Raw genomic sequence first — 13,360 nt, forward strand, 5'->3', positions numbered from 1 at the left:
GATAACTGAAAGCCCCCTTTCATGTTCTTGTGTAGGCAACAAATATTGCTAATATAGCGACCCTATATCAAAGATATAGGGTTTTTTTACTTTTAAGCGGTTAAACGATTTTTAGCTTGTTTAATTAACGTGATGAGTAAGACGAGAACAATACCCACGAGCAAGCCGAAAATAAGGTTTGCAACAGGCGGCGTGATGAACTGCATGATTGAACCTATAGTTGGAGTGAGTGAGGCTGCTAAGGCTAACTCTTCAATCCAATTATAGATAATGCTAATACCATGAGTCAGAATTCCACCGCCAACCATAAACATCGCTGCGGTACCTACAATGGATAAGGTCTTCATCAAATAAGGCGTCGCATAAATCAAGCCTTTACCTAGCTGACTTAATAATTTTGCCCTTTTTTTCTGCAAGTAGAATCCGAGGTCATCAAGTTTTACGATACCCGCAACTAGCCCATACACGCCTACCGTCATAACAATCGCAATGATGGATAGAACAATAACTTGATTCATAAATGTTGTGGCCGAAACAATACCCAGTGTGATGGCTATAATCTCAGCAGACAGTACGAAGTCAGTGCGTACCGCACCTTTGATTTTACTCTTTTCAAATGCGGCAAGCTCTTCGGGTGACATTGTGGCTTGTTGTTCTCTTTTTTCGCTCCTGTCTTGGTTTGAATGCAGATACTTATGCATCAGTTTCTCTGCGCCTTCAAAGCACAGATAAGCCCCACCTATCATAAGGAGTGGTGTGACTGCCCAAGGAATAAATGCACTAATCAGTAAGGCAAGCGGAACTAATATCAATTTATTGATAAATGAACCTTTAGCCACGGCCCATACAACAGGGATTTCTCGTTCGGCTCGTACCCCCGTCACTTGTTGGGCATTTAACGCGAGATCGTCACCTAACACGCCAGAGGTTTTTTTCGCGGCCATTTTTGTCATGACGGAGACATCATCTAATACAGCTGCAATGTCATCGAGTAAAGCAAGTAAGCTACTTCCTGCCACAGAGTGATCCTTAATTATCCAATTTAAGATGCATTTAATGTTAATTAGGCTGATATTGCGATAATTAGTTCATCTTTGGATAGGTAAATAAATCTGATTTGGAGAAAATTCATGAAAATGGTCAAACGGAATGTCGTGTCTTTTTAATTATGAATTTTTTATGACAATGGAACCTACTGATCAATTTTCTCTCTAATCATCTAACTTATCTGGTTTAGATTGATGTCGGATATTGTACTTTTAGTCAAATAATGACGGAAAGTGACCCATAGAGGCACTTTCGAATGGAATGGTTTAATAAGGTTATTACATGTCTTCTCAGCCGGTTTTGAGTATTGTTGTTGCCGTTTATAATGGTGAAAAATTTCTTCCTCATTTTTTTGATAGCTTGCTCGCGCAAAACTTAAGTCATTGGGAGCTGATCGTTGTTAATGATGGCTCCACAGATAACAGTGAAGAGGTGATACGCCAGTATCAAGCTAAATTCGCCTGCTTTAAATTACTCACACAAGAGAACCAAGGCGTTTCGGTGGCTCGTAATACAGGGATGGCTCAAGCCGTAGGGCAATACATCACTTTTCCTGACATTGATGATGAAATTAGCCCGAATATGTACGGGCGTCTGTTGGAAATCGCGCTCGCCGGCGATTTGGATGTAGCCACCTGTAATGGCACTTATATTTATACCAATGGAGACGCACCAAAGGCCATTTTCCCGCCTAATAAGGTTCCTTCTACTGGCATAATTAGTGGCCCAGAATGGTTAGAAATAGGCCTAAGTTCACGCAAGTTTTTGCATGTTACATGGTTAAATCTCTATCGTTTAGATTTAATCCGTCAACACAATTTCACGTTTGAACCTAAGCTACATCATCAGGATATTCCTTGGACGACGGAACTCTTGCTGGTGGCGAAGCGCGTTCAATTTATCAACGAACAGTATTATGAGTATTTAATTCATAACCAATCAGTTTCTCATTCCCTGACAGGGGATGAACGCTCTGTTCGCAAAATTAATACTTACTTGAAAATCATTGATATGTTACTCGACATATACAAGCGCTACCCAGAACAAGTCAAACAAGCCCCTTCCTGCTTGTGGCAAGTCGGTAAAGAAGGCCTCGGCATCACTCAAGCATTACTTTCCATTCAGTCACCTGAAATCCAACGTGATATGACACGAATGTTCTTTGAAAAAGGTTATTGGAACGTGATTTGGTCTCATGCAACGACGGTAAAATTAAAATGGCGGTTGATTCGTCGCTACAGCAAACTAAAAGCCATCGCTAAATAATTATTTAAAGGGGGATAGCGATATAAACTCCCCCTTGTTGATGCACTAACTTACTGATGAGACAAACGTTTTAGGGATTCAAAGAATAATTTCCATAAGCCATCATTATCTAATTGTGTCGCGACTTGTGTATGGCAATCACTGGGCAGTGGGTGTCGAAAATCAGTGACTGTCATGCCGGTGGTTAATGTGCCTTGTAGTTCAATATTCACAGGGGCTTTTTGCGTTTTAATTAATGTGGGATCAATAACATATGCAACAGCGCAGAGATCATGTACTGGCGCGTGTTGATTGGTACCACTGCGTTGACGATATCCGGCAGTGTAGAAGTTCAGTGAGTCCACGACAAACTGGCTGATTGGCGTATTGAGTGCGGCAATATCAGCCATGGTTTTATCCGTTGGTCTTGCTTGATGTGTTAAATCCAAACCAACCATAGTGAGGGGCCAGTGCTCATTAAACACAATGTGAGCAGCCTCAGGATCGATAGCGATATTAAATTCAGCAACCGCAGAACGGTTACCCGTATGATACCCACCTCCCATCAAAACAACTTCTTTGACGAGTTCAACGATTTCAGGCGCCTTTCTCACAGCAAGTGCAATGTTCGTTAGGCCACCAATAGGCACTAGAGTGATCGTTTTCGGTGGATGAGCTTTTAATGTTTCAATGATCAGATCCACGGCATGACGTTGATCAAGAGGAAGCGTCGATTCAGGAAGATGCGTGCCATCCAATCCACTTGTGCCGTGAACTTCGGGAGCATTTTGGATCTTGCGTACTAATGGGCGATGGCAGCCGGCAGCAATAGGAATGTGTTTAGCCCCCGCGAATTCTGTTATTGCTAAGGCGTTACGAGTGACTTTTTCTAACGTTTGATTACCCACGACAGTAGTGATAGCCAGTATATCGATATCAGGGTGTCCTAGGGCCAATAGGATTGCCATTGCATCATCATGGCCAGGATCACAATCTAAAATGATTTTCTTTTGTGTCATTTTCTCTCCTAAAGTCGGTAAGTCTACAGTGAATGGCGGATAAAATAATAAATCATAGTCTCAATAGCAGTAATTCAATAGGTTAGTCGTTTTAATTAAATGATTAACATAAAAAATTTAGGCGGGAAATTTTGTTGATACACCTAGAAATTATAGGGATAGAGATAAATAGTTGGTAACAAATTATTAATACTTTTGGACGATAGTGTGATTTAATTAACATATTAATAACAATAGAATTGAGTTGCTAGGGATAATATGGTTTTTATAGGCTTTGAGTTATGATTTTATCGCTTAGAGCTAATAGCTTATTAATAAGTTAATAACTTTGGAGGCAGAATGGAAAACTATCTGGATAAACTACCTGATGTGATTGATTCTGTTGCAACCAACCAGTTTTATCCCAATTTATTATCTTGGCTATCATCATTTATCGCCTTTGATAATGCGATTGTTTATTCCTTTGAAAAAAATGCCCCACCGCGTTTCCTTTCAAAAGTGGAAAAACGTAATAGTGATAGCGTAAACCGTATCTACCAGCGCGGCGCTTATCTTATGGATCCCTTCTATCAGGAGTTACAGAAAGGGGGCGGTTCACAAGTTTTAACATTACGGGAATTGGCTCCGAAAGGTTTCTATCATACAGATTATTATCTCAATTTTTACCGCAAAACGGGCTGGTGTGATGAAGCTGGGTTATTGCTAGAAATTACCCCAGATAGGCAGCTAGGTATCTTTTTTGGCAATGAAGATGAACCGTTTTTATCTGAAAAATCGACCCAAGCCCCCCTAAAAGAAGCTTTTGAAATCATTCGTAGTATGGCGAAACTGCATAAAGAAGTTTCACCGAATGATGTTTCTCATCATTATCGTTTAGCGGATATGCAGACTCATTTTGGTTTAACGCCAAGAGAGTGTGAAGTCGTTGAGTTGATCCTTGAAGGTAAAGGCTCCCCGCAAATTGCTGAATCGCTATTTATTAGCTTAGGTACGGTAAAAAACCATCGCAAAAACATTTATCAAAAGTTAGACATTCGTTCACAGGCTGAATTATTTAACTTGTTAATGAGCCATCATCATTATTCCTCTTATCGTCATCGTTTATGTTAAAAACTAGGCTCTAAATAGCACTAGATAATTTAAATTATTAATATCAAAACTAAACTTAATCAATTGATTTAAAAATATAAATATTGAATTTTTATTTTGTTGTTTATATCTAAATATTCTACCTGCGTCACAAATGTTAAATTGATGTTTCAAATGTCCCTAAAGGGCTATGTAAATGTTAATTCAAGGTTAAGATAATCAAGGTTATCGAAAGATACTAAACAGGGTATCCATTATGAATAACCAAGTAGAATCATTGACTTATTATGCTGCTACCAAAAAGTATGATCTCCGTTTTCCAACATTAAAAGAAGATCTTGATGTGGATGTCGTGATCATTGGTGGTGGGTTTTCCGGTATCCATACAGCGCTTGAGTTATGTGAAAAGGGCATTACTAATATTGCCATTTTAGAAGGGCGCTATTTGGGGTATGGCGGAACTGGGCGCAACGGCGGTCAAGTGATGGCAGGTATTGGCCATGATATTGATGCGATCAAAAAATATGTAGGGAAAGAAGGCTTAGAGACCATTTTTAAATTGAGCAATATGGGTGCAGGGATCATGCGCGACCGTATCGCTAAATATAATATTGATGCCGATTTTTGCAGTGGTTATGCCTATTTAGGTAGTAACAAACGCCAAGAGAAAACCCTACGTAGCTGGTTAAAAGATTTTAAAGCCGTTGATCCAGAGGAAGAAATTGAATTTTATGCAGGATCAGATCTGAAACAGATCATCGGTTCCGATGCCTACACTTGCGGTATAAAGCACATGGGCGGTGGTCATGTTCACTCGTTGAATCTGCTGTTAGGTGAAGCGAAGGCGGTTAGTGAAGTCTACGGTGCAAAAATTTTCGAAAACAGCCAAGTTCTTAATGTCGAATATGGGAACACCGTGACTGTGCGTACGGCAATGGGGACGGTGCGAGCTCAAAAAATGTTGTGGGCTTGTGACTCATTCCTTAACGGCCTTGAACCTACGATTTATCCAAAAACCATTAATACCTATGCTTATCAATTAATGACAGAAGAACTACCTGAAGAGTTAATTGAACGAATAAGTCCTATTCGTGGTGCTTATAGCGATATTCGTCCTGTCATTGATTACTATCGTGTGACCAAAGAAAACAGATTATTGTTTGGCAGTTCAACCCATTTCCTTGAGTACATTCCTTCTGATTTAAAAGCTTGGAATCGCAATTTGATGCTGAAAATTTTTCCATACTTGAAAGATGTCAAAATCGAATTGGCATGGGGTGGACCGATGGCATGTAGTGCTAACCTATTTCCACAAATAGGCTCATTGCCACAGCATAAAAACGTGTTTTATGCGCAAGGTTACTCAGGTTTTGGTGTAACACCGAGCCAGATCGTTTGTAAAGTGCTTGCTGAAGGCATGGTTGAAGGGTCAAGTCGTTATGACTTAATGAGTTCCATTCCTCATGCCAATATTATTGGTAAAGATAAACTTCGTAATGTCATTGTGTCATTGGCGAAAATTGCTCACCAAACTTCGGGTTACTGGCAAGGGCGCCGCTAATCTAAGTATTTCTGTATCATCTTGTTAATTTATAAAAAGGTAACGTCATGATTAGTCCATTATTACTAAATAAGCCACTACCAGAATTACTCAATATTGGCAGTGTTACGAACTTAGGCTCTGTCGTTGTTGAAGGTGACCCGCAAGCAAGCGTTGCGATGATTCATGGTGAACCAACAGATAATTTAACTTGCGGTATTTTCGCCTGTACCAAAGGTAAATTTAAAATGGTTTACCCATTTGATGAAATGGCTACCGTATACGAAGGTTCGGTTAAACTGACCGATGTAAAAACCGGAACAACTGTTGAATACCATAAAGGTGACTCTTGGTTTGCTGCTAAAGGCACTGAAGTCCTGTGGGAGATCACCGCTGAACGTTTTGTTAAGCATTACCTTGCTTGTGTAAATGCATAATTAACTTTTAAAGTGGAGTGATAACGATGAATAATTTAGCCCTATTACCGGAAGTAAGTGCGTTTTTACAACGCCAACATGGACATTTTATTAACGGCCAGCCAGTTTCCGGTGAGGGGGATGCCTTCTTTGACGTCGTTAACCCCGCCACAGAGCAAGTTATCGCTAAAGTGAAAGAAGGCACTAAGGCTGAAGTTGATAGTGCAATGGAAGCCGCTTATGCTGCTTTCCGCGGTGCTTGGGCGCAAACCACACCAATGGAAAGAGGTAATTGCCTAAATCGCTTAGCTGACTTGCTCGAAAAAAATCTTGAAGAGCTGGCTCAGCTTGAAAGTTTATGTTCAGGAAAAACCATTCAATTATCTCGTTTCCTTGAAATTGGCTCTTCTGCACAGTTTTTACGCTATTTCGCGGGTTGGGCAACCAAAATCAGCGGTGAAACGCTGAATGTTTCTTTGCCGTCATTTAAAGGTGAACAATACCGAGCTTTCACGCAACGTGAGCCTGTTGGTGTGGTTGCAGGGATTATTCCATGGAACTTCTCTATTATGATTTCCATTTGGAAGCTGGCGGCGGCGCTGACTTGTGGCTGTACTATTGTGTTAAAGCCAAGTGAATTTACGCCATTAACGATGCTGAGAGTGGCTGAATTAGCCAAAGAAGCAGGCATTCCTGACGGTGTGATTAATATTATTAACGGTGGGGGACGTGAAGTTGGCCCAGCGTTGATTAGCCATCATTTATGTTCAAAAGTGACCTTTACTGGCTCTGTACCGACAGGCCTCGCTGTTGGTCGAGCTGCAATGGAAGGGAAGCTCACCCGTGTTACCTTAGAATTGGGTGGAAAAAATGGTGCAGCATTCCTCGCGGATTTGCCAGTTAACAAAATTGTTGATGGGATTATTGAAGCGGGATATTTAAACCAAGGACAAATTTGCGCGGCAGCTGAACGTTTTTATATTCCATCATCACTGATAGAAGAAGTGCTTGCTGAGTTAAAACAGCGTTTATCAACATTCAAAATTGGCTCTCCTTTAGATGAAACAACGGAAATGGGGCCTCTAGCTAATAAAGCGCATTATGAAAAGATTTTAGGCCTATTTGAAAAAGCTCGCCAAGAAGGTAATGAAATTATTTATGGTGGTCAGCCTATTGCTGGTACTGGTTACTTTGTACCACCAACGATTATTCGTGCAAATAGCCCTAATGATGCATTAATGAAAGAGGAAACATTTGGTCCAATTGGCACTTTCTTAAGCTATGACGATGAAGAAGAGCTAATTGAACAAATGAATAGTACACCATTTGGTTTAGCGGCAAGTCTGTGGACCAATGATCTCAGTAAGGCCATGCGAATGATTTCTCGTATCGAAGCCGGGACTGTTTGGGTCAATATGCATACGTTCCTTGATCCCGCAGTGCCCTTTGGCGGAGTCAAATCATCCGGCATTGGTCGCGAGTTTGGTAGTGCATTCATTGAATACTACACTGAATTGAAGTCAGTTATGGTACGTTATTGATTGTTAATGCTTTTATACTCAACACGTTTCTAATTAGGTAGGGGCAAAGGCTACATTGGGGTCATAAGTAGCGATTAGAATCGTGATTTAGAGTATTTTTATGTCGATTTTAGAGTGGTTAACCCAGCTTAGGCTGGGTTTTTTTTATCTCCCAAAAGTCAGGCGTAGATTTTCTAACATTAGCCTTAAAGGGAAGTTGAGACTCGACTGGAGAAAACTATCAGTGGAGGTCGCTCATGAAAACCAGTGCTCCCTGAGTTTTTGTTATCTTTTCCTCTTGGTAACGTCGGTTTCACAATCTCGCCAAGAGCGCCTGAACAACGTACATAATCCAGTGTTAGGTAGGGTACAGAATGCCCTTTAGATAGGTTAGAACGTTTTCTGATATTGATTGTGGGCCGATGCAGGATACCGTTTATCCATTCATTATTTTTAGTCTAAAGATAGATATCAAATCACCGTAAACTCATTTCAGTTTAAGTGCCACGTACAAAAGCCACCTAGCAAGAGTGTGTTATCCGTGAGCAGGTAACCGATTTGAAGGTTATTTGTAACGGAATTCACTATTCACTCTCAAATGACCAACTCTCGATATGATTTTGCGTTGGTTTTTAGGGAACATTTTAAAAATTAACACGAAAAGGGAGTTTACCTTTATTTACAAAAAGCCAATATGTGAGATACAAGATGTTTTAGTAGATAATGCTTTGGTGGTAGGGGTAAATAATCAGAAAGACAATTAAAATGTTTATTTTTTAATTTTAAATATTATAAAAAACAATGGAACTCATTTTCGTTGTTTTTGCTTTTAATTATTTTATTTACGATAATGTTATTAAATTTGTTTTTATCTAAAAAATTATTTTGGCTAAAAACATGGAAAAGGAGTATGCGTATTTTTTAATGTTTTCATATGTAACAATTTATTTTAATTATGGCAGGTAAATATACGGATATTAATTTAATGGGATTATTAAAACATAAAGTAATCATTTAAAGTGTATTATCCGAAAAGTCTTTTTAATCATTTGCTTAGTTGTAAAAATCCAGTAGTTGTATTTATATTATTATTTAATTCACCGATCAAATTACGTCACTTGATAGATTTTGCCTATCGTAAGTGGTTTGTTCGATCGAAATAAACTTCTTTAATCGAATATAGATAAGAGTTAGATTACATGCAAATAAAGAGTATTTAATTATCTAATGATTTATTTCTATTTAAGTTTTCATTTTTTTATTTTGATAAATACTTTCACTAGAGAGATTGTTTTATGGTTTCACAAGAAAAAGAACATTTTGGTGTGATTAACTCTGAAATTGGTGAGTTTATAAGAATGATTAGAATAAAAAAAGGGTTAACAGGTGCAGAGCTTGGTAAATTAATAGGTGTAAGTCAACAGCAAATATCACGGTATGAAAGAGGTTATAATACACTCTCATTATCAGATTTTACATTTATACTATCAGTGATGAATGTGTCATTGCTAGACTTTATTTCATATTCGTCATTCTTTAAGTCTGATGATTGTCATATAACGCCAAAAGATTATATGCTATGAAGTCATAGCCTATTTCTGTTTAAAGAATCTTTATAGTATAGGTGAAAGTTAAATTAAATTTAGCTGTATTGTCTTTCTAATATACCAAATTAACCTTTTAGCTTTATAGCTAATGGGGATGGACTTCGCTAATTTTTATGTATTAGAAAGTGTTTTATTTAAAACGCTTTCTAATACAGATATGTTTATCTGTGTTGAGTAATTAAATAGTCTTAATTTTATTATTCAATTTATAATTAAACTTAAAACATTGATAGGAAATAGTATGAAATTAAATAAAGCTATGGCTGTATTAGCAGCGGCTATGTTAACCACATCTTTCGCTTCACTTGCAGATGTTAACTCAGGAACCGTGACTTTTAAAGGTGAAGTTCGTGATACTCCTTGTAACCTAGATGCGGGTCAAGGCGGTACAGCAACGGTTGTTGATTTTGGCCAACTATCTCTAAGCCAATTAAATGCAGGCGATTCAAAATACAAAAATTTTGAATTGAACCTGAAAAATTGTTCTTTGACTTCTATTGACGATACAGATCCACAAAACCCAATCACAGTTACTAAGACTGCAACTATCACTTTTGATGGTGTTAGCAAAATTGCAGGTCAAAATCTTTTAGCAACATCAGGTAGCGCAGCAAATGTTGCAGTTGGTATCAAAGATATTACTTTTGGAACTCCTGCGGCACTGAACCTACGTGATGGTGATAATACATTGACTTATTCTGCTTTCGTTAAGAAGGCGGGTGCTAATGCTGTAACAGCAGGTGATTTCTCAACGATCTCTACTTTCGAAATCGCATACCAGTAAGTTATACAGGCTCCTTCACTATTAGGCGAAGGAGCCTATAATTTGAAAAATTAATACTATGAAAAGCTTGCTGATTATTACCCTGTTATTCTCACCTATTTTCAGTATGCCAGTCTTAGCTGCAATGAATTGGGGACAGGCAACAGTAAAAGGAGAGATACTCGCTTCTGGTTGCTCAATTCAATTGACGAGTAAAGACCAAATTATTGATTTTGGTGCCTATGCCTTAAGCAAGTTAGAAGAAAATAAGATAAAGAAACCATTTAAAATAATTTTAAAGAATTGCCAATTATCAAACTCTTACTTTAATGATGAAAAATCACCTGTACGAATAAAGTTTACGGGTCCAGCAACAAATAATTTTAATGGCTTTAAATTTAATGATGCCGATGGTTTAGCTATTTATATATTAAGTGGAAGCGATGTTGTTAAACCTAATCAATACTACCCAATTTATAACTTAAAAAGAATATCCGGGAAAACAAAATCGATTAATGAACAGCAACTAGACTTTTTATCTGAGGTTATTGTTGTTGATAAGCTAAAGCCTCAATTAGGAGAATTCTCAAGTATCATTACATTTGATATCGATTACTATTAATCTAATGAGTATTTATGATGTTATCAACAAAAGAAAAAATAACGATATTCATGGTATCGATGCTTTGTTTGACTAAAGTATCTTACTCTGTAGAGTTTAATACCGATATACTTGATAGCGAAGATAAAGCGAACATTGACGTCTCAAGATTTAAAAATCCTAATTTTATTCTACCGGGAACTTATTTCTTTAACATCATTATAAATAGTACTCAATTGACGCAGTCTACAGTTCCTATTCAAATTATTGGTGATAGTACAGATGCCTCTGTCAGTGATGTGTGCATTGATAAGTCATACATTAATAGCTTAGGTATTAAAGAAAAGTATATTGACCAATTAACCTATTGGAATGATGGGGCGTGTATTGATTTTTCGGCATTAAAAGGGGTCAGTGTCGTCCCTAATTTATCCGAAGGCACTGTGACGCTGAATATCCCACAATTATATCTCGAATATATGGATAATAACTGGTTACCCAAATCATTGTGGGATGAGGGGATCAGCGGGTTGTTATTAGATTATAATGCAAACTATCAATATAGTGATCGGGATAGCTTAAAGAATCAGATTGCTTCCATTAGTGGATATCTTGGCGCCAATATGGGTGCATGGCGCCTACGTAGTGAATACTATGGTAATTATCAAAAACAAAATTCCAATGGTAAAACATCGACAATACGTAATTTTTTATTTAATGCCATTTATTTATATAGAAACATAAAAGCCCTAGATTCAAAACTAGTGATTGGTGAGAGTACAACCCCCTCACAAATTCTAGAGCCAATTAAATTTACAGGATTATCCTTATTCACTAATGATTCTATGTTACCACCAAGGTTACGTGGATATGCACCAGAGATAACAGGTATAGCTAAAACGAATGCGCGAGTGGTCATTACACAACTCGGACGTGTCTTGTACGATGGAAATGTACCCGCTGGGCCATTTAAGATTCAATCATTAAACAGTGGAACGCGTGGTGAGCTTAACGTAAAAATTATTGAGCAGGATGGTACTGAGCAACAATTTACAGTAAGTAGTTCGAATGTACCGTATTTAACGCGTCCGGGCACCACGCGATATAACGTATCTGCGGGGCAACCGACAAAAGTGGATCATTCGGTATATCGTGGTGTGTTCTTTTTTAGAGCAGAGGCTTCTCACGGTTTAAATAATAATTGGTCGTTAAACGGTGCAACAGATATTAGCCAAGGCTATCAACAGGTTTCATTAGGTGTTGGTCGCTTTATGAATCGGTTTGGTGCACTTTCGGTGAACATTACGCGTTCGTTCGCACAATTAGACCATGATAGTCCTTCAGGTAATTCATACAGTGTTAGTTACTCGAAAACATTCGATGACTACGATATGGACTTAACTTTTGCAGGGTATCGATTTACGGATAGAAAATACTATACATTATCCCAATATTTAGACTTAAGAGATGATAGGGTTGTTGATAGCGAAAAAGAACGTTATCAAATAACGCTCTCTAAGCGCTTAGGTGAGTTTAATATAAATTTAAATTATCAATTGCAACAATATTGGGATAGAGGTCAAACTCATCAATATGGTCTTAATATAGGTAAAAGTATCAATCTTCCTTACTTAAAACTACAGGGAGGAAGTATTACACTGTCAGCAAATAGAAGCTATTATCAAAATAAATATGATGACCAAATTAGCTTAATGCTTTCTGTACCATTTGGTAAGCAGTTTTATACTTTTGATACAATGAAATATAACGATACTTATAATTCGCGTATTTCAGTGTCTAATTTAACAGATGATAATGACTACTATAATATAAGTGCATCGACAAGTTACGGTAAAGATGCCAAAAAACAAAGTACACTTGCTGGAATGTATGATTTACCGACACGCTATGGATCTATCAATAGTAATATGTCTATCTCGGATAAAGGGGATAGTAGTTTAGGCTTAGGGCTCAATGGTGGGGTGACATTGACGCAACATGGTGTAGCTTTACACAGTTCATCATATTCTTCTGCCTCAAGGTTAATGATAGACACAAATAATATTGCGGATGTTCCTTTAAATAATGGTACAACCGTGACGAATGGATTAGGTATTGGCGTTATTCCTAACATGACTAACTATTATAAAAATAGTTACAATGTGGATATGAGTAAATTACCCGATAATATTGAATCATCAAATACAATTTATGATATCGCATTAACGGAAGGCGCTATTGGATATAGAAAAATAAGTGCAGATAAAGGGTTTAAATTATTTGCAACGATTAAAATGTCTGATAACTCAGGGTCACCACCATTTGGTTCTCAGGTATTAAATGAAAAAGGGCGAGAGGTCGGAATTGTAAGTGATAATGGATTAGTTTGGTTAACAGCTGTTCAATCAGAAGAAAAGTTAAATATCAACTGGTCTAATCAAACACAATGTAGTACGACCTTACCAACCTTAGATAATGTAAATCAAATTATTTTAATTTGTGAGAAATAGAGA

At 37.7% G+C, this 13,360-nt stretch carries 11 protein-coding genes; 9 read left to right on the top strand and 2 right to left on the bottom strand.

Annotated elements, in window-relative coordinates; all coding sequences use genetic code 11:
* Positions 1-92 precede the first annotated feature (92 nt).
* Complete coding sequence (locus G3341_RS02755) at positions 93-1,019, bottom strand: DUF808 domain-containing protein (RefSeq protein WP_163860656.1); 927 nt, start codon at positions 1,017-1,019, stop codon at positions 93-95.
* Between the two features lie 310 nt (positions 1,020-1,329).
* On the opposite strand from G3341_RS02755, the gene G3341_RS02760 reads away from it, so the two are divergent.
* Complete coding sequence (locus G3341_RS02760) at positions 1,330-2,313, top strand: glycosyltransferase (protein WP_154624925.1); 984 nt, start codon at positions 1,330-1,332, stop codon at positions 2,311-2,313.
* Between the two features lie 50 nt (positions 2,314-2,363).
* Here G3341_RS02760 and G3341_RS02765 read toward each other — a convergent pair whose 3' ends face one another.
* Entirely contained in the window at positions 2,364-3,311 is a 948-nt protein-coding gene (locus tag G3341_RS02765) for a nucleoside hydrolase (RefSeq protein WP_154624924.1), read from the bottom strand.
* Between the two features lie 339 nt (positions 3,312-3,650).
* Between G3341_RS02765 and G3341_RS02770 the strand changes: the two genes are divergently transcribed.
* The 8 genes from G3341_RS02770 (at position 3,651) to G3341_RS02805 (ending at position 13,357) form a co-directional block, all read left to right on the top strand.
* Positions 3,651-4,421 carry a helix-turn-helix transcriptional regulator gene (locus tag G3341_RS02770; RefSeq protein ID WP_163860657.1) on the top strand — a complete coding sequence of 257 codons (771 nt, stop codon included), beginning with the start codon at positions 3,651-3,653 and terminating at the stop codon, positions 4,419-4,421.
* Positions 4,422-4,656: 235 nt separating this feature from the next.
* On the top strand, positions 4,657-5,961 hold the full coding sequence (locus G3341_RS02775; protein WP_163860658.1) for an NAD(P)/FAD-dependent oxidoreductase: 1,305 nt from the start codon (positions 4,657-4,659) through the stop codon (positions 5,959-5,961).
* Between the two features lie 47 nt (positions 5,962-6,008).
* Positions 6,009-6,377, top strand: a complete 369-nt coding sequence (locus G3341_RS02780; RefSeq protein WP_154622586.1) for a cupin domain-containing protein — start codon at positions 6,009-6,011, stop codon at positions 6,375-6,377.
* 26 nt (positions 6,378-6,403) lie between these two features.
* On the top strand, positions 6,404-7,897 hold the full coding sequence (locus G3341_RS02785) for an aldehyde dehydrogenase family protein (protein WP_154622585.1): 1,494 nt from the start codon (positions 6,404-6,406) through the stop codon (positions 7,895-7,897).
* Positions 7,898-9,171: 1,274 nt separating this feature from the next.
* Complete coding sequence (locus G3341_RS02790) at positions 9,172-9,459, top strand: helix-turn-helix domain-containing protein (protein WP_154635553.1); 288 nt, start codon at positions 9,172-9,174, stop codon at positions 9,457-9,459.
* Between the two features lie 265 nt (positions 9,460-9,724).
* Entirely contained in the window at positions 9,725-10,267 is a 543-nt protein-coding gene (locus G3341_RS02795) for a fimbrial protein (RefSeq protein ID WP_154635552.1), read from the top strand.
* A gap of 58 nt (positions 10,268-10,325) precedes the next feature.
* Positions 10,326-10,868: a fimbrial protein gene (locus tag G3341_RS02800; RefSeq protein ID WP_154635551.1), complete on the top strand. Its 543-nt coding sequence runs from the start codon at positions 10,326-10,328 to the stop codon at positions 10,866-10,868.
* A gap of 14 nt (positions 10,869-10,882) precedes the next feature.
* Positions 10,883-13,357, top strand: coding sequence for a fimbria/pilus outer membrane usher protein (locus tag G3341_RS02805; protein ID WP_163860659.1), 2,475 nt, complete (start codon positions 10,883-10,885; stop codon positions 13,355-13,357).
* Positions 13,358-13,360: the final 3 nt, after the last annotated feature.

The organism is Providencia vermicola (genome assembly GCF_010748935.1).
Classification (GTDB): Bacteria; Pseudomonadota; Gammaproteobacteria; order Enterobacterales; family Enterobacteriaceae; genus Providencia; species Providencia zhejiangensis.